23 protein-coding genes are annotated in these 23,348 nt (G+C 38.1%); 20 read left to right on the top strand and 3 right to left on the bottom strand.

Annotated features, from left to right (window positions below):
- Positions 1 to 6: 6 nt before the first annotated feature.
- From hisC to hisG, 3 genes are all read right to left on the bottom strand, one after another.
- A complete protein-coding gene (gene hisC / locus EMK97_RS06085; RefSeq protein WP_130600380.1) occupies positions 7 to 1,104 on the bottom strand; it encodes a histidinol-phosphate transaminase in 1,098 nt (365 codons plus the stop codon).
- Entirely contained in the window at positions 1,104 to 2,411 is a 1,308-nt protein-coding gene (gene hisD / locus EMK97_RS06080) for a histidinol dehydrogenase (protein WP_130600378.1), read from the bottom strand. Before hisD ends, hisC begins: the two co-directional genes overlap by 1 nt.
- Positions 2,412 to 2,482: 71 nt before the next feature.
- Positions 2,483 to 3,382 (bottom strand): ATP phosphoribosyltransferase, encoded by a 900-nt coding sequence (gene hisG, locus EMK97_RS06075; protein WP_145963105.1) that lies wholly within the window; start codon positions 3,380 to 3,382, stop codon positions 2,483 to 2,485.
- Between the two features lie 520 nt (positions 3,383 to 3,902).
- On the opposite strand from hisG, the gene EMK97_RS06070 reads away from it, so the two are divergent.
- The 20 genes from EMK97_RS06070 to EMK97_RS05975 all read left to right on the top strand — a co-directional run bounded on the left by EMK97_RS06070 (position 3,903) and on the right by EMK97_RS05975 (position 23,347).
- Positions 3,903 to 4,229, top strand: a complete 327-nt coding sequence (locus EMK97_RS06070) for a hypothetical protein (protein WP_130600374.1) — start codon at positions 3,903 to 3,905, stop codon at positions 4,227 to 4,229.
- Between the two features lie 191 nt (positions 4,230 to 4,420).
- Positions 4,421 to 5,434: a hypothetical protein gene (locus EMK97_RS06065; RefSeq protein ID WP_130600372.1), complete on the top strand. Its 1,014-nt coding sequence runs from the start codon at positions 4,421 to 4,423 to the stop codon at positions 5,432 to 5,434.
- A 119-nt stretch (positions 5,435 to 5,553) separates the two neighbouring features.
- Complete coding sequence (gene yoaA / locus EMK97_RS06060; RefSeq protein ID WP_130600370.1) at positions 5,554 to 7,500, top strand: DNA repair helicase YoaA; 1,947 nt, start codon at positions 5,554 to 5,556, stop codon at positions 7,498 to 7,500.
- Positions 7,501 to 7,517: 17 nt separating this feature from the next.
- Entirely contained in the window at positions 7,518 to 8,222 is a 705-nt protein-coding gene (gene tsaB, locus EMK97_RS06055) for a tRNA (adenosine(37)-N6)-threonylcarbamoyltransferase complex dimerization subunit type 1 TsaB (RefSeq protein ID WP_130600368.1), read from the top strand.
- 73 nt (positions 8,223 to 8,295) lie between these two features.
- The gene (locus tag EMK97_RS06050; RefSeq protein WP_130600366.1) at positions 8,296 to 8,682 is read left to right on the top strand and encodes a hypothetical protein; all 387 of its coding nucleotides are present in this window, start codon (positions 8,296 to 8,298) and stop codon (positions 8,680 to 8,682) included.
- A gap of 57 nt (positions 8,683 to 8,739) precedes the next feature.
- On the top strand, positions 8,740 to 9,408 hold the full coding sequence (locus EMK97_RS06045; protein WP_130600364.1) for a M50 family metallopeptidase: 669 nt from the start codon (positions 8,740 to 8,742) through the stop codon (positions 9,406 to 9,408).
- Between the two features lie 5 nt (positions 9,409 to 9,413).
- A complete protein-coding gene (locus EMK97_RS06040) occupies positions 9,414 to 10,343 on the top strand; it encodes an alpha/beta fold hydrolase (protein WP_130600362.1) in 930 nt (309 codons plus the stop codon).
- 182 nt (positions 10,344 to 10,525) lie between these two features.
- Positions 10,526 to 12,181, top strand: coding sequence for a long-chain-fatty-acid--CoA ligase FadD (fadD, locus tag EMK97_RS06035; protein ID WP_130600360.1), 1,656 nt, complete (start codon positions 10,526 to 10,528; stop codon positions 12,179 to 12,181).
- A gap of 750 nt (positions 12,182 to 12,931) precedes the next feature.
- Positions 12,932 to 14,848: a hypothetical protein gene (locus tag EMK97_RS06030; RefSeq protein WP_130600358.1), complete on the top strand. Its 1,917-nt coding sequence runs from the start codon at positions 12,932 to 12,934 to the stop codon at positions 14,846 to 14,848.
- Positions 14,849 to 14,959: 111 nt separating this feature from the next.
- Positions 14,960 to 15,679, top strand: a complete 720-nt coding sequence (locus EMK97_RS06025; protein WP_130600356.1) for a DsbA family protein — start codon at positions 14,960 to 14,962, stop codon at positions 15,677 to 15,679.
- A gap of 149 nt (positions 15,680 to 15,828) precedes the next feature.
- Entirely contained in the window at positions 15,829 to 16,257 is a 429-nt protein-coding gene (gspG, locus tag EMK97_RS06020; protein WP_130600354.1) for a type II secretion system major pseudopilin GspG, read from the top strand.
- A complete protein-coding gene (locus tag EMK97_RS06015; protein ID WP_130600352.1) occupies positions 16,244 to 17,905 on the top strand; it encodes a GspE/PulE family protein in 1,662 nt (553 codons plus the stop codon). Before gspG ends, EMK97_RS06015 begins: the two co-directional genes overlap by 14 nt.
- Positions 17,902 to 19,092: a type II secretion system F family protein gene (locus EMK97_RS06010; RefSeq protein ID WP_130600350.1), complete on the top strand. Its 1,191-nt coding sequence runs from the start codon at positions 17,902 to 17,904 to the stop codon at positions 19,090 to 19,092. Before EMK97_RS06015 ends, EMK97_RS06010 begins: the two co-directional genes overlap by 4 nt.
- Complete coding sequence (locus tag EMK97_RS06005) at positions 19,076 to 19,465, top strand: prepilin-type N-terminal cleavage/methylation domain-containing protein (RefSeq protein ID WP_130600348.1); 390 nt, start codon at positions 19,076 to 19,078, stop codon at positions 19,463 to 19,465. Before EMK97_RS06010 ends, EMK97_RS06005 begins: the two co-directional genes overlap by 17 nt.
- A 10-nt stretch (positions 19,466 to 19,475) precedes the next feature.
- On the top strand, positions 19,476 to 19,859 hold the full coding sequence (locus EMK97_RS06000) for a hypothetical protein (protein WP_130600346.1): 384 nt from the start codon (positions 19,476 to 19,478) through the stop codon (positions 19,857 to 19,859).
- On the top strand, positions 19,859 to 20,542 hold the full coding sequence (locus EMK97_RS05995) for a prepilin-type N-terminal cleavage/methylation domain-containing protein (protein ID WP_130600344.1): 684 nt from the start codon (positions 19,859 to 19,861) through the stop codon (positions 20,540 to 20,542). The genes EMK97_RS06000 and EMK97_RS05995 overlap by 1 nt, the downstream gene beginning before the upstream one ends.
- Positions 20,532 to 21,386: a type II secretion system protein GspK gene (locus tag EMK97_RS05990; protein WP_130600342.1), complete on the top strand. Its 855-nt coding sequence runs from the start codon at positions 20,532 to 20,534 to the stop codon at positions 21,384 to 21,386. Before EMK97_RS05995 ends, EMK97_RS05990 begins: the two co-directional genes overlap by 11 nt.
- On the top strand, positions 21,370 to 22,326 hold the full coding sequence (locus EMK97_RS05985) for a hypothetical protein (protein WP_130600340.1): 957 nt from the start codon (positions 21,370 to 21,372) through the stop codon (positions 22,324 to 22,326). The genes EMK97_RS05990 and EMK97_RS05985 overlap by 17 nt, the downstream gene beginning before the upstream one ends.
- Complete coding sequence (locus tag EMK97_RS05980; RefSeq protein WP_130600338.1) at positions 22,323 to 22,868, top strand: hypothetical protein; 546 nt, start codon at positions 22,323 to 22,325, stop codon at positions 22,866 to 22,868. The genes EMK97_RS05985 and EMK97_RS05980 overlap by 4 nt, the downstream gene beginning before the upstream one ends.
- Positions 22,865 to 23,347, top strand: a complete 483-nt coding sequence (locus tag EMK97_RS05975) for a hypothetical protein (protein WP_130600336.1) — start codon at positions 22,865 to 22,867, stop codon at positions 23,345 to 23,347. The genes EMK97_RS05980 and EMK97_RS05975 overlap by 4 nt, the downstream gene beginning before the upstream one ends.
- Position 23,348: the final 1 nt, after the last annotated feature.

Below are 23,348 nucleotides of genomic sequence, written 5' to 3'. Positions count from 1 at the left end.
TGTCTATTACTGCGTTGATAATATTTGTTGTAATTTAGCGATTTCTTGCTCGCTGCCAATGCTAATACGCAAGCAGTGCTCAAGTTGAAGTTGCTTAGATTGATCTCTAATTAAAATGTCATTTTCAAGCAAAAGCTCAAAGATACGTGTTTTCTCGTTGGCACTGCTACAACGAAAAAGTACAAAGTTTGCATTGCTGGCGAAAACTTGCTGACACCAAGCTTGAGATGCTAACCAAGCCGCTAAGCTTTCTTTAATTGAGTTAGTTTCTTGTACTCGGCTGCGCATCATAGTTAATTCATTGGTTAGTGCCTTACTTGCTATTTCGGCCACCGGCGCTGAAATTGGGTAAGGAGCAATAACTTTACTTAATAGGGTAATAACATCAGGATTTGCCAAGGTAAATCCACAACGAAGGCCAGCTAAAGCAAAAGCTTTTGATAGCGTTCTTAAAACGATAACATTATCGTACTGTTTAATTAATTTAGCGCATGAGTAATCGGGGCAAAACTCAATATAGGCTTCATCAATAACCACCATAGCAGTGCCTTTAAATAGCTCAATTGCAGCGAGTATTTGCGCTTGTGGTAGTAAGTTACCTGTTGGATTGCCAGGTGAGCATAAAAATACCACCTTTGCTTTAGCAACTTGTTGCTTTAAGCCATCAAGGTCTAAGGTTAAATCATCAGCCTTTAATGGTACTGTAATTACGCCTGCGCCGTGGTTTTCGGCGCTAATAGCGTACATGCCATAGGTTGGCGGACAAATAATAATATTGTCTTGATATGCCTGACAAAAACTTCTAATGATAAGTTCAATGCCTTCATCAGCACCGCGTGTTGCCAGTAAGCTATCTTGGCTGATATCGGCATAATTTGCATAAGCACAAATTAAACTCTCCGGTTGAAAATCAGGGTAACGATTTATATTGCTGGCGTTAAGCTGATAATTACCTGTACCCGGTGCTTCGTTGGCATTGAGCCAAACTTTGTCGGTTTGTGCGTCTGCGCTGGCAAATAAACGCCTAGCAGATTGATAAGGCACCATATCTAACAATTCTTCGCGTGCTAATTGCTCTGCGGTTGTTAAGTTTGAGTTTGCCATTAGCATGCCCCTTCTTCTAGGCGAATGGTGACGGCTCGTTGGTGTGCGTCTAAGCCTTCAGCATCTGTTAACTCGATTATACACTCAGCTAAACTTGCTAAGCCTTGCTTAGTGAGCTTTTGCACTGTGTAGCGTCTTGAAAAGTCTGCAAGCGATAAACTGCCGATAACTTTAGAGTAGCCATAGGTTGGTAATACGTGGTTAGTACCACTGGCATAGTCTCCGGCAGATTCAGGTGTATAAGCACCAACAAAAATTGAGCCAGCGTTGCGAAGGCTAGATAATAGCTGCTCGGCATTCTCAGTTTGTATGATTAAGTGCTCTGGACCATAAGCATTGGATACTTGCGCAGCTTGCGCCAAATCGTTAGTAAGTATTAAGCGAGATTGCTTTAATGCTTGTAAAGCGATATCTTTTCTTGATAACAAGGCGACTTGTTTGGTTAATTCGTCAGCAACGTTTTGAATTAATGCTTCACTGTCTGTTAATAAAATTACTTGGCTGTCACTGCCGTGCTCTGCTTGTGAGAGTAAATCAGCCGCAATAAAAGCAGCGTTAGCTTTGCTATCACCAATAATTAATAATTCTGAAGGACCGGCTGGCATATCAATGGCAAAACCGGCAACTTGTTGTGATAGTTGTTTTTTCGCTTCGGTGACATATCGATTACCTGGGCCAAACACTTTATTTACTGGCTTAATGGTTTCAGTGCCATAAGCTAGTGCAGCCACTGCTTGCGCACCACCAACGGTATAGATTTCTTCAATGCCGCATAAATCAGCGGCAACAAGGATTTCGTTCGCTAATTGACCCGTTTTATCAGGAGGGCAAACAAGTACGGCACGATTACAGCCAGCTAACTGTGCAGGCACGCCAAGCATGAGTACGGTTGACGGTAAGGGCGCAGAGCCAGCAGGAATATATAAACCAACACTTTCAATGGGCTCTGTTTTTAGAATGCAGTTAACACCTGGGCGAGTTTCTACAGCTATGTCACTGGCCTTTTGTGCGCTGTGAAAGGTTTTTATTTGCTGGTAAGCGGTATTTATTGCTTCGATGCGCTTTGGCGTTAGTGCTTGTTTTGCTTGTTCAACCTGAGCTTTAGACACTGCTAGGTTTGTTAAAGTAATACCATCAAACTGCTCGGTAAGCTTAATTAACGCTTTATCACCTTGCTTTTGTACTTGCGCTAAAATATTGGCAACTTGCGTTGATAACAAGGCATTATCAGCAATGGCTGGACGCGCAAGGGCGTCAGATTTTTGCTGCGAAGATAGTGTTTGCCAATCAATTATTTGCGTGTTCATGTTTTTTTCCTGTAAATCTACTACTTGAGCTATTAAGGTAAAGTGGCTGAACCACTCTACCTTCATCGTTATTAGCCCATCATTTTTTCAATTGGCATAACTAAAATTGAATCACAGCCGAGTGCCTTTAATTCTTCCATGGTTTCCCAGAAGAAGGTTTCAGTGGCAACTACGTGTACGGCAACAAGATCTTCTCGACCTGCTAAAGGTAAAATGGTTGGCGTTTCTTTACCTGGCATTAATGCACTAACTTGGGTGATTTTCTCTTTTGGTGCGTGTAGCATGATGTACTTACTTTCGTTTGCTTTCATTACACCTTGAATACGCGGCAATAAGGTATCTAAAATCTTTTGTTTACTAGGCTCTAACACGGCAGGGTTTTGAATCAGTGATGCTTGTGACTTAAATATCACTTCAACTTCTTTTAAACCATTTGCTTCTAAGGTTGCGCCAGTTGAAACTAAATCACAAATACCGTCAGATAAACCCACTCTTGGTGCTACTTCAACTGAGCCCTTTAGTAAACAAAAGTCAACATTGATACCATTTTCTCTGGCATAACGGTTTAATAGCTGAGGGTAAGTTGTCGCAAAGCGTAAACCGTTTAGGCTTTTAATACCTTGATAATTAAACTCTTCAGGCATAGCAATTGATAGGCGACAACCACCAAAGTTTAAGCCTGTTGTGCGAACGTAATCATATTTTTGATCGATTAATTGGCGCTCTAACGCGGCTTCTTCTAAGGTGTTATCGCCAACAATACCTAAGTCACATACGCCATCCATTACCAGTCCAGGTATGTCACTGCTACGTACTCGCATAATATCAATAGGCATATTACTGACATGAGCGAGTAAACGGCGATCACTTACGTTGAGCTTTAAGCCGCAACGTTTTAGTAGCTTTTGAGTGTCTTCACTTAGGCGACCAGACTTTTGCATGGCAATGCGTAAACGTGGCTCTGTAGTCATAATGTTATTTCCTAATGTTTTAAAATCTTTAATGTTTAAATGTTAAATTCTTTCTGCCTAAGGCATGTATATACAATTTCTTGGCCGTTAAAATGCGAAAAACCCCCGAGAGAGTGCAGACTCTTTCGGGGGTTTATAAACGTGTTTTACTGGTGTCTAAATCCACTGAAAGGCCCACAGCCCATCAGTGATAAACCTGAATGGGCTAATCGCTATGGTGATGGTGATGTCGGCTATTCAGGTTAAAAGTCATTAGTAGGTAAACCTCAGTATTTTATAAGTTGTTTCTCTGTATACTCATCAGTGGATGATAAAATGTATACCTTTTCTATATAGGCATTACATTACTGATTAATTTCTTTAGCTGCAAGTAATAACTAAAATTTTTTTATCACTATTGGTTATATAGAGCAAAGCTGCAGTTATATTTATGTTAGGTTAAAGTTTGTTCAATTATAGTCGATACTATAAGTAGTAATGTTTAAATGAGCGCTTTAGATAGCTACTTTTGGAAATACTTATGGATATATTTACGACCCAATTAGCACGTGTTGTACAAATCCCAATAAAACCTGCGAATTTAAAGGTTAAGGCTTTATTGAAGGAGTCTGGTGCAGGTAAGCTTAAGGAAGATTTAGACCATCTAGAGAATCACGACTACTATTTTGAAATGAGTGAAGAGGCTAGTCAGCATCAGCAGGAAGAGCAGGCTGATAATCAAGAAAAGGCTAATAGTCAAGAAAAGGCTGAATCAAATGCTAACAAGCAAACCGTACTAAGTGATGATGAAAAAATAGAAGCTGCACGCTCAGCGTTAAAGGCTAAGCACTTAGATTTATACGCTTAATACTATTTCTCTGAATTCCAATCTGGTTCGTCTCAAATTTTGCTAAGATAATAACTTAAGTGTTACTCTTCTTTAGATAAAAGAGAGTCAAAAAGTCATACCATACACCATTGTTATTACCATGATAGCGATCATGCAATGTTAATAAGCTTTTATGACTATAATCTAGGTCATTTATTAGAAGGGCGAGTATGAAATTAATCGTAATACAACTTGCTTTTTTCTTTGTATTTCATAGTGAGGCTAAGCTTACAGAGCAAGCTATGCTTGATGAGCTAGCTAAAGCTGAAGATTATTTACAGGTTAAGCCTTCGGTTTCGACAGCTATTTTAACGAAGCATTTAGATAAAGTCTCAGTGTTAGATAGGCAAACACAGTTACGTTGGTTGCAAAATTTGCTAAGAGCATCGGTGAGCTTAAATGACTTAACTCAGATTGAGTCAACAGCCGCGCTAATGCTTAGTTACCCTGAGTTAAAAGAGGCCAATGACAAGCTTATTACGCTATTAAGTAGTGTTGGTATTATGATGCGGCGCTTAGGTGATATTGAGCGCTCAGTTGATGTCTTTGATTGTGCCTTGCAACAGCCCATTGATAATTATAAGCAATTACTCAGTTTGAAAGTCAGTAAAGGGATAAGTTTGCGCCATTTAGGTAAAACTAGTGAAGCGAAGCAAATATATCAAAGTGCCTTAGTTGTTGCTTTGCAGCAACAAAATGAAATCTATCAAAGCATTATTTATAATGCCTTGGGGCTGTTAGCCCTAGAGCAAGGCAACTACAGCTTAGCTAAAAAAAACTTTATTGAAGGCATGCACCTTTCACAAAAAATATCAAGACGTTCAGGACAGCTGATTACAGGGTTAAACCTCTTATTGCTGGCCATTGTTCAAGATGATGAGATGCTTTATCTTCGGTTATATTCTCCTATTAGCTCGTTAACTCATGGCAGCAAAAATAATGATAGGCATATTTATTTATTGCTACTTGAACATGCTTATCAAGTGATGCAAGGCAAGCAGCTGACGGATAAAGAGCTGAGCGCATTGGCGAAGGAATTTGCCAAGATCAAAGATACAAGTCTCTATAACCTACTTTTAAGGCATTTAGCTAAGCCACTCAATATAAGCGTTGAGCCTAAACAAAATGTACAAGTGCAGTATAAAGGTGAGCTGCTAAAGTACGCCGACTTTTGTCAAATATAGCGGAGCTAATTGCTTTATACAGAAAGTTTGTGTTTAGAAGGTGTTTGCTGTGCTTGGTTAACTAGAGTGCTTTGCGTATAATCTTTTTCCTTTTATATGATTAGTACAGTTGTTATTTAATGAATTTGGTTCAGCAAGCTTTTTCACATCAGGGCGCGTTAGCAAAAGCTATTGATGGCTTTTCTCCAAGACAAGCGCAAACTGATATGGCAGTAAAAGTATCTGATGCTATTGCTCAGCAAGAGTCCTTAATAGTTGAGGCCGGTACTGGTACAGGAAAAACGTTTGCTTATCTTATTCCGGCGTTTTTAAACATAGCCGGCGGAGAAAGTTCTGCAGAAAATCCCAAAAAAATTATTGTTTCAACCGGGACTAAAAACCTGCAAGAGCAACTATTTCATAAAGATATTCCACTGATAAAAAAAGCCTTAGCAAGTAATGCGCAAATTGCCTTATTAAAGGGGCGAGCAAATTATTTATGCCTCTACAGATTAGAGCAATATCAGCACTCGCGTGGTCAGCTTGATGCACAAATGTTAAATGACTTAGTGAAAGTAAAGTCATGGGCTAATAATACTCAGGCAGGTGATATTGGCGAGCTGGTTAATGTCGCTGAAGATTCTGCTATTTTTCCTTATGTGACTAGCACGCTAGATAATTGTTTGGCGCGAGAGTGTCCAAATTACGAAGCATGCTATTTGGTCAAGGCAAGACAAAAAGCCATTGATGCTGATCTCATTGTGGTTAATCACCATTTATTTTTTGCTGATATGGCATTAAAAGATACCGGCTTTGGCGAGTTAATCCCTAAAGCGCAAGTGATGATATTTGATGAAGCCCATCAAATTGGGGATATTGCTAGTGAGTATTTTGGCGAGTCATTTTCAACGCGGCAAATGTCTGACTTATGCACTGATGTATTGCAAATTCACCGTAGTAGTTTAACTGATGTTAAGCAGTTAGGACTTGCGGCTGAAAAGCTGCAAAAACGCTGTCAGGAATTTCGATTGCTTTTTAATTTTGATCCTGAGCGGGGGAATTGGCGAGAAAAATGTCAGCAATCACGCTTTTCATTAAAATTTAAAGCGCTGCAAACCGATATTGATTTTCTTTATCAAGTTATCAAGTTATGTGTATCAAGAAATGAAGCCATAGATAATTGCTTTGATCGCGTGGTAAAGCTGCTCGCGCAATACGAGGTTATGAAAGACGTTGACGCTTTTGGTATGAGCTTTTGGTATGAAACCACACCAAGGCATGTGGTATTACATAAAACCCCATTAACTGTGGCTGATAAGTTTAGCGCTTTTGTTAAGGAGTCTGGTGCTGGTTGGATTTTTACTTCCGCTACGCTCGCTGTAGATAACAGTTTTTCGCATTTTATTAAGCAGTTTGGTTTAAGTGGTGCCAAGCAGCTAATGTTAGAAAGTCCTTTTGATTATCAAGCTCAGTCGCAATTGATTGTGCCTCGTTATTTACCACAAGCAAATGAGCAAGGTAGGGCGCAAAGTTTAGCTGAACTTGCTGTGCCTTTAATTCAAGCGAGTCATGGTGCATGCTTTATGCTGTTTACTAGTTACAGGGTTATGAATGAAGTTGCTGAGTTATTAGCAGATATGGTTGATAATCCTTTACTAGTGCAAGGTCAAATGGCTAAGCGAGTGCTACTTGAGCAGTTTATTGACTCTGATGATGCCGTTTTATTAGCAACCGCGAGCTTTTGGGAAGGGGTCGATGTAAGGGGCGATAAGCTTACTTGCGTTATCATTGATAAGTTGCCATTTGCCTCGCCTGATGATCCTTTACTGCAAGCGCGCTGTGAAGATGCTCGCAGACAAGGTGGCGACCCATTTGCACAAATTCAATTACCACAAGCAGTCATTGCCTTAAAACAAGGGGTAGGGCGACTGATTCGTGATGTTAATGATCGCGGTATTTTGGTAATATGCGACGACAGGCTCGTTAGTAGGCCTTATGGACAAACCTTTTTAAAAAGTTTACCTGCCATGAAGCGCAGTAGAGATGTACATAAGGCTGAGCAATTTTTACAGAGTTTAAGAGATTAATAACTAAGGTAGTAAGTGTGAATTATTTGGCATTAGATGCTTCAACAGAAGCTTGTTCGGTTGCATTGCAGGTTGGTGATAAGGTCTATAGTCGTTATGACTTGTGTCCGCAATCGCATAGTTTACAACTTTTACCTATGGTTGATAGCTTATTAAATGAAGCTAATATTAAGCTTACTGATCTCGACGGGCTGATCTTTGGCCGTGGTCCGGGCAGTTTTACTGGCGTAAGAATTGGTGTTGGTGTTGCGCAAGGTTTAGCCTTTGCTGCCGACTTGCCGGTTGTTGGTATCTCTAGCTTACAAGCCATGGCACAAATAGCATTTGAAAAGCATCAGCAAACTAAGGTATTAGCGGCAATTGATGCGCGAATGTCTGAGGTTTACAATGGCTATTTCGAGCTAGATGAGCACAATATAATGCAAGCTAAGTGCTCTGAAGCGGTAACGCCGCCTGAACTATTGGCGCAGCATTTAACCGATGCAGGTATTAGCACTAACCCTAGTTATGCCGTTGGTACTGGTTGGGATGCATACAAAGCGCATTTATCAAAATTAAAAGTAAATGAAGGCAGCCCTCAAGTGTTATTTCCAACAGCAGAGGCGATGTTAATCATTGGCAAAGTGGCGTTAGAAAATGGTGAGGGGGTTAGTGCTGAGCATGCACAGCCTAGTTATGTCAGAGATACTGTGTCGTGGAAAAAACTTCCTGGCAGAGAGTAATACTGATGACGTTTTAGTTAAAGCTAAGTATCAGCGCTTGTCAGTATACAAATAATTTTGTTAGATTAAACTCATGCAAATTCAAAACTTAGCTGTAAATTACCCTCGTGATAATCAACTTACCTCTGGTAAGCGTGCAGTTGCACCCGAAGAAAGTATCACTATAGGCAAAGTTAATGAAGAAGCAAAGTCTAGCCGCAATACAGTTGAACAAGCTGAACGTGTCAATCAACCTCAAGATACAGTTAATTTTGATGAAAAAACGCTAGCCGAATTAGAGCGCTCTACGCAATTGTTCGCAGTGAATAATAGTGAATTGAATTATCAGAATTCGAATCAATTAGCAAAAGAACAAATCACTCGAAACAATCAAACCGCTATTTCTAGCTATCAGTTGGTTGGAAATTTAGCGCAACGTGAGTCGGTGCAAAGCATGATGGGCGTTGATTTATTTGCCTAAGCTACTTGCCTAAACAAATAGGCAACAGCCTTCTGCAATAGTGGGTTAGTATCATTTATGTCAGACAATTCTCAACATTTCGAAAAACAAAGCTTTTGGCAGTCGTACCGATTTTACTTTTTACTGGTACTGGCAATCTTTATTCGGCAAATTCCAATCGTATCGATCCCTTTTAATTGGCTGGAAAGTTATTTCCATGAAATTAGTCATGGCTTAGCCGCTTTATTAACTGGTGGCAATATTGTAAAAATTGAGTTGTTTACTAATGGCGCCGGTCTGTGTACCACTCGTGGTGGTATAACATTTGTTATTAGCTTTTTTGGTTATGCCGGCGCTACGCTTTGGGGATGGGGGATTTATCGTTTAGCCAGCGCCCATCAAAAAGTGGCTCAAGCTTTTAGCTATTTCATTTTACTTGTGTTGGTAAGTTCAGTTATTTTTTGGGTGAGAGACTTATTAACGGCCTTTATTTTAGCTGTGCTTATCGTTATGTTCTTGTTAACACTTAAGTTAAGAAAGTTAGTGTATTTACAGCTTATATTACAATTTATTGGCGTTATTATTTTACTTAATAGTTTGTTTAGTCCAACTTATTTGCTTGATGGGCGCAGTTTAGGCGATGGTGCAGCGCTAGCTGGCATGACTTTCATTCCTGAAATTATCTGGGTTTTAATCTGGTGCGTATTAGCACTGCTGGCGTGCTTTTCATTGGCTAAGCGAAGATAACTTTTATGATTGAACAAAACATTTCACCTGATTTTGAACCCGTTAGCTATTGTATTCAGGGAAAAACCATTCATGGCTTAGCACTAGGCAAGGAGTCATCACCTGTGGTGCTTTGCTTGCATGGCTGGCTTGATAATGCCGCCAGTTTTTTGCCAATGCTTGGTGCAATAAAAAAGAATGATCCTGACTGTTTAGGTAAGCGCTTTATTGCCTTAGATTGGCCAGGCCATGGCTTGTCAGATCATCGTAGCCAAGATGCTCATTATCATTTTTTTGATTATGTTTATGACTTGCTACAAGTTATTGAACATAACGCTTGGCAGTCTGTAGATATTATCGGGCACTCAATGGGGGCTATGATAGCGAATGCTTTTAGCGCAGCCTTTCCTGAAAAAATTAACTCACTAATACTTATCGATGCCTTAGGCTTTATTACTGCAAAAGAAGAAGATACTAGTCAGCAATTACGAGCTGGGCTGTTAAGTCGAATTAAAGCGAATCAAAGCCGAGCTAAGCAAAATGTAGCACGAACTTTTAGCAAAGAAACGGCAATTAAAGCACGCATGCAAGTATCTGATTTGGCATATCATAATGCGCAGCTTATTGTTGAGCGTTCACTAAAACAAGCCAGTGAGCAATCGGCTAATCATTTTAGTTGGCGCTCTGATGCCAGAGTAAGAACTTTATCTCCTTATCGAATGACATTGTCGCAAGCAAAGCACTTACTTGTTGATGTGGTTTGTCCAGTATTATTGTTACATGGAGACAAGGGCATGGATTCAGTAAATAGCGCGCTGCAAGAGTTTTCATCCTTGATTAAGCACTTTACTGAAGTGGAATTATCAGGTGGTCACCATGTTCATATGGAGCAAGCAAGTGGTGTTGTATCTGAGCTTATTGACTTTTGGCAGCTTAAGGATAGCAACAAAAAATAATTATGCACTTAGTTAAAAATTTAATTTAAACGCCTGTTTAAATTTGCTGGTACAATGAGTGAAAATTTGATAAAACACCTAATATTAACAAAAGCGCCTATAAAAATTATTGAAGAAAAATGAACAAGGTGCCATAACTAGTTTAAAACTAGTGTATTAAATTTACTTAGAGGAAAGTTATTGTGGAAAAAATCTGGTTAGAGAAAAGTTACCCTGAAGATGTGCCATTTGAAATTAACCCAGATAAGTACCCATCCTTAGTTGCTATGTTTAATAAGTATACTAGCCTGTATGCTGACAAAGATGCTTTTATTAACATGGGCGTAGCAATTACCTATAAAGAATTAGATACACAAGCTAAAGCCTTTGCAGCTTATCTGCAACAAGACTTAGGGCTAGTAAAAGGCGATAAATTTGCCATCATGGTGCCTAATACCTTGCAATACCCCATCGCCTTATTTGGTGCGTTATTAGCAGGTTTAACCGTCGTTAATGTTAATCCACTTTATACCGCTAGAGAATTAGAGCATCAGTTAAAAGACTCTGGCTCAAAAGCCATGTTAATTATTGAAAACTTTGCACAAACGCTAGAAAAGGTTGTTGATAACACGCCAGTTGAGCACGTTATTATGACCTCTCTGGGTGATCGTTTAGGCTTAGTAAAAGGCGCAGTCGTTAATTGCGTGGTTAAATACGTTAAAAAAATGGTACCAGCTTTTAACTTACCTGATGCAGTACGATTTAATGCCGTTTTAGCTCGTGGCATGAATTTAGAGTATACACCTGTCGAGTTATGTGGTGATGATTTAGCTTTCTTACAATATACGGGGGGTACCACAGGGGTATCAAAAGGTGCCATGCTAACCCACAGAAATATGGTGGCAAATTTAGAGCAAGCCAAAGCGGCGATTAAGCCACTGTTAGTGGAAGGTGAAGAAGTTATTGTTACAGCTCTTCCGCTTTATCATATCTTTGCGCTTACAGCGAATTGCTTAACCTTCGTCACTTTAGGTGGTACTAACCTACTTATTACTAACCCGCGTGATATGCCAGGTTTTGTGAAAGAGTTAAAAAAGTATCCATTTACAGCAATTACCGGCGTTAATACCTTATTTAATGGTTTATTAAATACCCCAGGTTTTAGTGATTTAGACTTTAGCACTTTAAAAATGTCACTCGGTGGTGGTATGGCGGTGCAGCGCCCTGTTGCTGAGCGCTGGCAACAAGTCACAGGCACCCGTTTATTAGAAGGTTATGGCTTAACAGAGTGTGCACCTATGGTGACATTAAGCCCGCATAATCAAAAAGCTTATGATGGTACCATTGGTATTCCAGCCTCTTCTACCGACATTAAAATTATGGATGAAGAGGGTAATGAGCTGCCACAAGGTGAGGCCGGTGAAATGTGGGTAAAAGGCCCACAAGTGATGAAAGGTTATTATAATCGCCCTGAAGCAACCGATGAAATTTTAAAAGATGGCTGGTTAGCAACAGGTGATATTGCCATGATGGATGAACGCGGCTGTTTTAGTATTGTTGATCGCAAAAAAGATATGATCATTGTTTCTGGCTTTAATGTTTTCCCGAATGAAATTGAAGAAGTGGTTATGATGCATGATGGCGTACTTGAGGCTGCTGCTATAGGCGTACCACATGAAGCAAGTGGTGAAATTGTTAAGATTTTTGTGGTTGCTAAAAATGGTGCCCTTGATGAAGAAACGTTAATTAATCATTGCCGTGAAAACTTAACTAACTATAAAGTGCCGAAATTAGTTGAGTTTAGAGAAGAGTTACCAAAAACTAATGTTGGTAAGATATTAAGGCGTGAGTTAAGGTAGAAATTTTAACTATTTTAAAACGTCTTCTAATTGTACAATTTAATAACAATTTTAATCTGTTGTGAATTAAGCGCTAATTGGTAGTTAACCTGTTAGCGCTTTTTTATTGTTTTAGATCAAGTAAGCGCAGTTAGTAATTATTCTGAAGAGAATTAGTTGTAATAATAACAATATGTTACTGGTTAACCACTCTTGGTGGTGTATTTAATTTTAAACTTATATGAATTAGCTGGTCTTCTAATTAAATGTGTTAGTTACTACTCGTTGTTGGCTATATTTTGAACTCTTCTCTATGCCTGCAAGTATTAAGTTTTGTGTTTTTATTGAGCAATGATTGGCTGAAATAATAACTATTGTTGGCTTTTTATGCATTTTTCTGATTTTTTAATGTTTTATGTCAGTCTTTTTCTATTAAGGTGTTGACATCAGCTTGCGTAGCTATTAAATTTTGTCTGCATTGTAACTATAGAGCTATGTTTATACCTTTTAGTTGTCATAGTAATTTAACAGCGCCTGATTGTTGTAAATTTTGTGATTTATTAATAAATGGAAAAGGCATGCCAATTATTTCTTTTTTGACAAGTTGTTAAATTTAGATAACTGGGCCGAAATAATTCCTATAGCTAAATGGTTAAATGAAGAATAATAAGTACAATGAACAAAGTTTTAATTTAATGAAACGCGTTTGATAAGTTACATCTTAATTTGTATTTATTTAGATGTAATAAAATAAAATGGAGTAAACTAAGAATGAAAAAATTTAATTTAGCTGCCCTACCTCTTGCTGTTGCTGGTGTGCTTGCATCAACTTCTGCATTTGCTGGTACAGAAGCTTGTTTTGAAGTGTACACCGGTACCGATAATGCAGTAGCGCAAGCTTTTGGTGTTACTTATGATCTAGCTGCTTGTGGCGCAAGAACCGGTGATAATATTGGTACTGTAGCCGCACCTGTTATTGCAGGTCCTGCTGACGACGTTATTTTAGCAAAAAATGATGTTGTTTCTATTGCTTATGAATTGACGGGTGTTGACCCTGTTTCAGGCGAAAAAGTATTTGATTTAAGCTATGATGATATTGATGCGACTGGTGCTGTAACTGGTAAAGACCAAGTTATTGTTTATATCCCTACTACGGATATCCCAGGTGGTACCTTAATTGAAATGAAACTTTCTGGTTCAGGTGCTGAATTTTCTGGTAATGGTAACCAAATTCACTTAGTTAAAGATAGCAATGGTGCTACTGTTGGTGATGCGTTTGAAGCCGTTGCTTCTTCAGATGGTACGTTAGATGGTACCGACACTGTTACTTTTATTACAAAAGCTGGTGTTACTATTGGTGCAGGTACTCGTTTAGTATTTTCTCGTAACTCAACCGGTGCTGATATGACTGAGTTCTTACCAGTTGGTATTAAACTTGGTAATGCAGCTTGTACAACGGCTTCAAGTTCTTCTTCTGTTACTTTATCTGTAACCCGTGCTAAAACAGATGGTGGTACAGGTTATGAAATCGAAGGTGCTAAAACAAAGACTGCTCAACTTATTAGTGAAATTGCACCACAGTTCTACGCACTACAAGATGGCTCTACAGCTGAAGCACAAGTGAATGCTGAAAGTACTGATTCATCTGGTGCTGCAGTTGTTGCTCGTACTCAGTTTGTATACAATCCAGTCTTGGCTAATCAACTTGTTGTTAAAAAACAAGAAGTTGCTTACAAAACTGCATTTTATGACCGTGGTAGACAAGGCCCTGTAGCTGGTTTAATCGTTGATGAAACATTAGACCAATTCATTACTTTAGGTGCAGATGACCATTTAAAAACTAAATTTGTTGCTAGCTCAGCGCCAGGTTCAGAAGTGGAAATGGCTCTTTATAATGACCAAGTCACTGCTAATGGTACTCATGTAACTCAAGAAGAAGTTGAAGATTCTGTTACGTGGGGTGAGTTTGGTTTAAGTGAACTAGCTGCAACTACATACGAAACTGAAGCAATTGATGTGTTTACGCCTGTAGTAGGTGTGGGTGCTGCGGCAGAAACTAACCCTGCAGCAGTTGGTACAGCTTTAGAAGGTGCTAACTACAATGAAATGTGGTATGTGCTAACTAATGAGCGTAGTGCAAACACTGGTGATGAGATCATGAACTTCAACTATGTAGTTGACACTCATTACACGTTAGATTTTGACGATCCAAACTTATTAGATCACTGTGCACAAGAGAAGAAAACTCATGAAATCGGTGTTAACGGTGCGGTGCTTAAAGTACCTTACACTACTACGGCATCAGGTAACTTTGTACGTATTACTAACGAGCACGATGAATCTGCTGAAGTAACTTTCGACATGTTTGGTGAGTCTTTAGACGGTACAGTTGAAAAACGTAAAGTAACTGCTGTTGCTTTAGGTACAGTTCCAGCTCAATCTTCAGTTGTTTACTTCATGAATGATGTACTGGAAGCAGCAGAAGCTGCTGGTTACTTAGGTGCTGACGGTGGTTACGCTGAAGGTGACCTAGGTTCTAACTTCAAGTCTGCTGATAACCGTCACACTGTAACATTCACTGTAACTGCTCCTCGTGATTCAGTACACGGTGTTGCAGTACAAAAAGTTATCGGTTCAGTTGCTGACCGCGTAATGCCAGTACTTGACCAAAACGCTTGGTCTCAGTAATTATTAGTTTTATAACTAAATTTACTTAGAGTACGTTAAAACCCTCGCTTTGCGGGGGTTTTTTTTATCTATTGATTACACATTACAATATAATTAAACGGGAAGTTCAGAGTGAAAAAATTATTAATTGCCACACTTGCACTGTTAACGAGTGCCTGTCAAACCACGAGCACTGATAGCCAGGCACAAATTGAAGCGTTACAAAAAGAAGTTGAACAATTAAAACATGTACAAACACTAGTTGCACAGAAGGTAGGATTAGGTAGTTTGGTACGCCCTGATGAGATATCTATTGAAAAAGGTCATAGAGTAGGAAGTGACGATGCCGAGGTAGTTCTTTTGGAATTTACCGATTTACATTGTCCATTTTGTAAAAAGTTTCACCAAGAAATTTGGCCTGAACTGAAGAAAAACTATGTAGAAACGGGTAAGGTGCTTTTTGTTGGTCGTGAATTTCCATTAGCTAGTTTACACCCAAGAGCAGCTTATGCGGCAGTGACATTACGCTGTGGTGCTAAACAAGATAAGTATACCGAAACTAAAGATTTTCTTTTTGAGAAAGGGCAAGGTTTAGCGAAATCTGATTTAGAGAAAATTGTTACTGATTTTGCTTTAGATGAAGCTAGCTTTAATGCTTGTTTAAAAGATCCTAAGGTACATAATAGCATTTCAGCTTCGTTGCTTGATGCTAAGAAGTTAGGCTTAGCTTCAACGCCAACTTTCATTATTGGCAAACGCAGTGGTAATAGTATTACTGACTATGAGATTGTTAATGGTGCCGGCTCAGTTGAGAAATTTTCAACGATTTTTGACAAGCTATTAGCCAAGTAATTAGCAATAGTTGTAGATATAATAAGTTACATAAGCGCTATTTTTTTTAGCGCTTAATTTGGTTAGAATGATCAGCAATTATTAGGTTGTTGGTACGCTCATTTGAATAAAGCAGTGCTGGTATTTATTAGTATGTTTTTAAGGTTACTATGAAGCAGTTAAAATTAAAGAATAAAGCTAATCATAACAATAAAGGTTTTACCTTAGTGGAACTGTTAATTGTTATGGTAATTTTAGGGTTATTATCGGCTATTGTTGCTCCTCGGATGTTTAGCAAGGTCTCCTCAGCAAAAGTTGGTACAGCAAAAGCGCAAATGCAAGTATTAGCAACGGCGCTAGATTCATATCGGTTAGATATTGGTTATTATCCAGAAACCTTAGCTGAATTGGTTTCTTCTAATGAGGAATCATGGGATGGTCCTTATTTTCCTAAAGCAATCCCACAAGACCCTTGGAAGCATGACTATCAGTACAGTAGAGTGACTGATGAAAATACTGGTGAAGGTTTTTCGTTAAAAAGTTTAGGGCGTGATAAGAAGCCAGGTGGTGAGGGCGAAGACGCTGATGTGGAATACTAAAGTTGAGCAGTACATCTGTCAGCAAGCGTTGATTGATGAGCAACGCTTAGCAGAAGCTAAAAATTTCCAGACTAGTTCTGGTCACCACTTGGAACAAATTCTAGCACACTCTGGTTGGATAGATGAAGAGCAATTATGCCAGTTATATTGTGACATATTAGGCTTGCCTCGCTGGCAACATAATTTTAATTTAACTATGTCACAGCTCTCTGAACTTAAAGAAGTCAACTTTACATTCTTAGCTAAATATCAAATGATTCCGGTTAACTTTGAAGACCATAAGTTAACCGTTGCGCTATGTTCGCCACATTATACCGAAGCGGTAGATTACACTCGCTTTATTGCTTTTGATATAGCGTTTGTTTGTATCACTGATAAAGAGTTTGAGCTCTATCAGGAACAATATAAAGCTATGCTACCCGACGCTCATCATAGCGATATTAGCGGTGATAATGTCGAAATGCTTAAAGAGCTTGCACTAGGTGCTCCAACAGTGAATTTAGTGAATAACTTAATTAACAAGGGAATAAAGCTTGGAGCCTCAGACCTGCATATTGAACCCATCAATGGCAGATTTAGAGCAAGGTATCGCATTGATGGCATTTTGAAAGAAGCTGATCCTATACCGCAAAGTCTACAATTAGCAGTCATTTCTCGTATAAAAATCTTATCAAATATGGATATTGCCGAAAAACGCCGCCCTCAAGATGGAAAAATTGAAATGCGTGCAGGCAGTACAGATCTGGATATTCGCTGTTCTTCTTTACCTTTAGGTCAAGGAGAAAGCATGGTAATGCGATTCTTAATTAAAAACGCCGTGAAGTTTGATTTGCAAAAGCTTGGCTATGCTGAAGATTTAATTGAAAAAGTGAATAATGATTTGAAGCGCACTTCAGGTGTTATTTTAATGACGGGGCCGACGGGTTCAGGTAAAACCACCTCGTTGTATTCTTTTTTAAATCAAATTAATACGCCTGATATCAAAATAATTACCCTTGAAGATCCTATTGAATACCAATTGCCGGGTATAAACCAAGTACAAGTCAATTCAGATATAGGTTTTGACTTTTCAGCAGGTCTTCGAAGTATTGTACGACAAGATCCAGACGTAATTATGGTTGGTGAAATCAGGGATAATGAAACCGCTAAAATTGCACTGCAATCAGCATTAACGGGTCACTTAGTGTTTAGTACCGTTCATACCAATGATGCGCCTTCTGCCTATACACGTTTAATGGAGTTAGGTATTGAAGAGTATTTACTCAATGCAGGTCTTGTGTCTATTATGGCACAACGCTTGGCAAGAACTTTATGTTCTGAGTGCAAACAACCGATAGAAGAAGAACACTTAATTGAGCAATATGAGCTGGTAGATTTGGCAAAGCGTAATGATATAGATGATATTCAACTCTACTCTGCTGTTGGTTGTGCCCATTGTGAACATTCAGGCTATGTTGGCAGGGTAGCATTTTTAGAATATTTACCTTGTGATCGGCAGGTGAAGCGTTTAGCGAAAGATGAGAAGTTACTTGATAATTTATATAACCTGATGAAAGAGAATAATTTACGTTCACTTAAAGAAGATGGCTTTTTAAAGGCTATACAAGGAATTACTTCTATTGATGAAGTGCTTAGGGTGGCAGGTTGAGTCAGTTATATCGTTATAAGGCTTATGATCGCTCGGGTAAGCATGAACATGGTGAGATCAGTGCAGTTAATAAAGCCGATGCGGAAACACAATTAACGCAGAAAAATCTTTTGGTTATTAAGGTAACTGAAATAAAGGAAAGTGCTGGCTCATCTAGGGTATCTTTGGCTGATATTGAGCAATCAACCGAGCAGTTAGCTATTTTGCTCAATAATGGATTGAAGGTTGATAAAGCGTTAGAAATTTTATCTCGTACTAATAGTAAAAGTGGCATGGGGCTTATTTGGCGAGGTGTATTAGAGGATATTAAAAAAGGAAAATCACTCAGTGAAGCGATTGAGGTTCGACACGAGGTGTTTTCGTCTCTTTATTGTGAAATGGTGAAAATAGGTGAGAGTACCGGTAATTTACCGACTGTTTTTACTCGATTAAGTGAGAATTTACGTTTTCAAATTGGTTTACGCAGCAAAGTGTTGCAAGCGATTAGTTATCCTTTCTTTATTCTTTTAGTTTGTGTGAGCGCAATTTGGGCGATATTTAATTTTGTTGTGCCTAGTATGTCTAGTATGTTTGAGTCGATGGAGGAAGTGCCTTCTTATACTCAGTTTTTATTAGATGTAAGCCATAATGTACAAAACTATCAAATACACGCCATTGTTATTATTATTTTCTTAGTATCGCTTGCTGTTTTTTTGTTTAAGCAACATAAAACGCGCCAGCAATTTATTAAATTTGTTGTTAGATTGCCCTTAATCAAAGGTATAACCAATAAGGCTGATAGAATTCGATTTGCTACTGCTTTGCAGCTGACATTAGAAAGTGGCGTGAACTTATCTTCAGCATTAAGGTTGGCAGGCGAAACCGTTATTGATATAGAGCTGAAAAGCCAGTTAACCAAGATAGCTAGTCAAGTATCATCTGGAAGTCAATTAAGTGATAGTTTAAAACCCGTTAAATTATTTGATGATGTTGCGCTATCTCTTGTTGCTGTCGGGGAGGAAAGTGGCACATTAGCTAATTCATTTCGGGAAATTGCCGCTCGTGCTAGGCAAAGCTTTGAATCCTGGTTAATGAAGTTTACCGCATTGCTTGAGCCTTTACTTATATTGATTATGGGTGGTGTTGTTGGCTCTGTTGTTATTATCATGCTGTTAAGTATTGTTTCTATCAATGATGTATCGTTCTAGCAAAGGCTTTACTTTAGTTGAGCTACTCATTGTGCTGGTATTGATAGGCTTAAGTTCAGCGATTGTTTTACCGTCAATGTGGCAGCAATTTGATCAGGTCAGATATCGTTCTGAAATAGCTAAGGTAAAATCTATGGTTAATTACTGTCGCCACTTTAGCTTCTACCAAAGCCAAGCTCTGATTGTTAGTTTCCATGAGAACCAGCTAAATGTTACAAGAAAAGCGGATGGTGAAATTCTAAGAACTATTCAGTTTGATACATTCACTTTTGCTCCGCGTATAGTGCACTTTGAAAAACGGGGCAACATTACGAAATTGACATTAGCACTTATTAAAAATAAACAAGAGATGCAAGTTGAACTTCACGTATAAGCAAAAAGGTATGACGCTTATTGAAGTGCTCATTGCTGGTATTATTTTATTTATCTCAATTAGCGCAATTAGTCTTGTCGCTAGAACTAAGATACTTAATCAACAAAAATTGATGAGAGCTACTGAGACCTCTTACCTTGCTGAGTATTCGGCAGATATTGTTAAATATCATTTGATGTATACACAAATAAGAGATGGGGAAATAAAAATAGCGAACCGTAGCTATCAGTGGCAAGCTAGTGTGGATAAGTCTGCTCGTCCCAGAAGAGTATTAGATGAGTCAGAGGGAGCTCATAATCAGGATTTATTATTGCTCTATAGGGTGACTATAGGTAGTGCAGATACTAAAGATATAGTTTTAGAGTATTCTGAGTTAATTTGGGAAATGCCTTAATGAAAAGTAAAGGTTACACTCTGATTGAAGTCCTTGTTTCTATGGTTATCTTTAGTGTTTTGATGACATTAGCAGTATCTTCATATCGCTACTTTTTTAATGAAACTGGAGGCAAAGGAAAAGCTGATTATGATTTATCTTTACTGACAAAAAGGAAGGTTATCAATAGTTCAATAAAGGGACTGAAGCCATATTATTATTCTGGTGTAGCAAGGAAAAATGAATTGTTTTTTAAAGGAAATGAAAGCGCTTTTTCATTTGTTACTAGTAACCCTAGCTACCTTAAAGAGCCTATGGTAATAGCTAACTTCTTTATACAGGAGTCTGGCAAGGTCTTAGCGTATTGTGAACTACCTTTAGGGAGTGTTAGTTTATCAAACTATAGATTTAAGGTGTCTAGTTGTCAGGATTATCAAGTGTATATGAATGCTGAAAATATAAGGTTTTCCTACTTTACATGGAAAGATGTACTTGAGCTTGATAACTATTATTCTGAATTGTTAAATATAGCGATAAAGCCTACGCCATTGTGGCGCGAGCAATATGATAGTGCTAAAACCATTATTTTGCCTCTATATATCAAAGTAATGATAGAAGGAGGTGAAGCTTTATTACCACCAGAGCTATTATTTGAAATCCCTCAAGAGCTACCTCATTCTAAGGCGGATAAAAATGCGCTGTAAGATAAAGCAAATGCAAGGCGCTGCTTTATTATTGGTTATTATGATAACTGCTATTATGTCAATTATTATGACGTTGATGCTACATCAAAGTAAATTGGATAGTAAGTTAGCGTCTATTGTGAAGCAAAGAAGTAAGGCTGAGCTTAAGTTACGAAGTACTCAAGCAGAGTTTATTTATCATTTTATGACAACGCCTTTAAGCTTTGTTGGCCCTAATTATAGTGCTCCTGGTTATGCCTTTGATACAATTGTTGATAGTTTTGATGGTCAAAAAGCAATATTTAATAGAGTGACAGTATCAGTGCAAGATGTAACTGGTCTAGTATCACTATTACCCTTGGATGAAAAATCACTTAATGCATTACTTGTGGCACAGGGGTTTGATAATGATAGCTTGCTAGCCTTTTATGATCGCTTTAATGATTGGCAAGATTTAGATTCACTAACAAGATTGTCAGGAAAAGAATTAGGTGATTACCAAGAATACCCCTATTTTCCTTCAAATATTGTCATTCAATCGGTAGAAGAAATGGCCTATCTTTTAGATAATGAGGTGTATACTAGTATACGACCATTTCTAGTACTGTATGGTAGTGGTTATATGAATAGACATTTTACCCCCGAAGCCTTATACTCGGCCGCGGGCATAGAGAGCAATAGTAATAATAAAGAATACATATCATCTTTAAATTCCTCTGAAAGTGAGGTTGATTTTCCATCAGGCCGTTATCTGGTTAGGTTGTCATATTCTGATAATGGTGTTTTTTTAAGTAAACAATTTCACTTGCTAAGAGGATTAGGAACTTTACAGCCTTTTTTCATCACTAATGAACAATTATTTTAATAAATTATTTAGTATAAATAACTACTTTTCAATTAGTCATCACTTCACTGAAGAAAATGGCTTCGTTGCTATTGATAAGAGCAAGCATAAAAAATTCGCAAATATTTGTCTTGTCAACAGAAGTTGTTATTGGCATGCCAAGAAAGATTACAGCAATATTAACTTAATTGAACTCCCTAAGCTTATTAAAGCAGAAATTAAACAAATAGCGCCATTTGAGGGTGATATATTCTGGCAAATTGAGCGTTTAACCATACAAGGTGCTATTGTTCATTATTATGTCATTCCTAATCAAATAATCGATAGTATTCGCCCCAAATGCCAGTTTATATTTCCAGAGAGCAATGGCAGTAACAGTTTGCTTTTATCATTAAATGAAGGCGTGTCAAGTGAGAGCGTAATCTCAGCGGAGCAGCTTGGCATGAAGAATATTTTTTCTTTATGCGGCCTTTTTATCAAGAAAGCTAGAGATGAAAAGGTAATTGTTCAAAAACTCACTAACAAGATGCTGTTTTTATTAGCAAGCATAAGTATAGTTTCCTTTGTTTTATTGTCATCTGTGTATTTATCCCTTTATCAAAGCTATTACCAAGATGCAACCTTGGCGAATAAGTCTGCGGTGGAAAATGCGCTTAAAGTTCAGCGTGAAGTGAAGGCTAGGTATCAATCAAAAAAAGATTTTGATGAGTTTATTGCTGATAACCCTAATGTGTTATCTCTTTTTAGCTCACTTGATTTAAGTGGTTATACATATGAAATTAATAAGGTTCATTTGCACCCCAAGGGTGTAAAAATAACGGGGACAACGAGTCAATCGGCGACGGATATTTTGGCACGTTTAATACAGGAATCAGTAGTTAAAGAGGCAAAGTTTTCAAGGCCTGTATCCAAAAATAGAGCTGGGGATGAAGTTTTTGTTATTGAGGTGATCTTTTCGTGAATCAGTTCACTTGGAATTTAAAGTCAGTGGGTTTACTTGCTATCGTTGTTCTTTTATGTGCCGAATATATAGTATTTCCTTGGTTTGATTGGGTTAGTGATACCCAGACTAGTATCATATCTGCACAAGAAAAACTAGAAAAGCAGGAGAGATTAATAGCTAAAGCGAAAGTACTAGAAGAGCAAAGAGAAGCTTTAACTTCTGGCTTTAGTGAACAAATTAAAGATTATGTCATAGTTAAGAAGAATCAAGATTCGGCAGTGGTTTGGCTTCAGGAGTTAGATAGCCACTTAGCCAATTATGACTTTGTGGTAAATAATAAGTCACCTCGTAGAGAAGTTGAAATCAATAGTGAATTTGCCGTGTTTGTAGGTAAGGTCAACATCAGGGGTAAATATAGCCAAGTGCTACATTTTTTGGACAAGCTTGAGAATGAATCTGTAGGGAATAGAGTAAGGCAGCTTAGATTAACTAGAAATCCCGCAACGAAAGGAAAAGTCGTGGCTGATATAGAATTTGTTAAGGTTTTTAAGCGCTCATGAGAAATATAGTTGCCTATTGTGCTTTGGTATTACTTTTACTTTGGATTTTTTTTAGCATTGTTTTTATTCCAACGTCAAAGGTAAGCATAGAAAAGCCAGATGAAGTTGTTACTCAAGTTGGCAGTAGTGATACACCTAAAGATGTTGATATAAGAAAGCTTTCTCTGTTGCTTGGTGTTGACTACGAAGAAGAAACACTCGACGAAGAGGTTGAAATTAGTAAAGAAGTTGACATTTCACTTGAAGTTGTAGTTATTTATACCTCTAAAGACCAGCAAAAAGTAAGGTTAAATAAGTTAGTCAATGAAAAAAAAGAGGAAGTTGATATGCAGTTAGGTGATAGCATCTATAAATATCGTTTAACTGAAATTAACCCGAGTTTTATTGTATTTGATAATGGCGAAGAAGAAATAACATTAAAGGTGTTTGAGTCAATTATTATTTCTGTATTAGATTCACCAAAGGAAAAAACTGAGTAAT

The organism is Litorilituus sediminis (assembly GCF_004295665.1).
GTDB classification, from domain to species: Bacteria; Pseudomonadota; Gammaproteobacteria; order Enterobacterales; family Alteromonadaceae; genus Colwellia; species Colwellia sediminis.
This window is presented reverse-complemented; position numbering and strand designations above follow the sequence as displayed.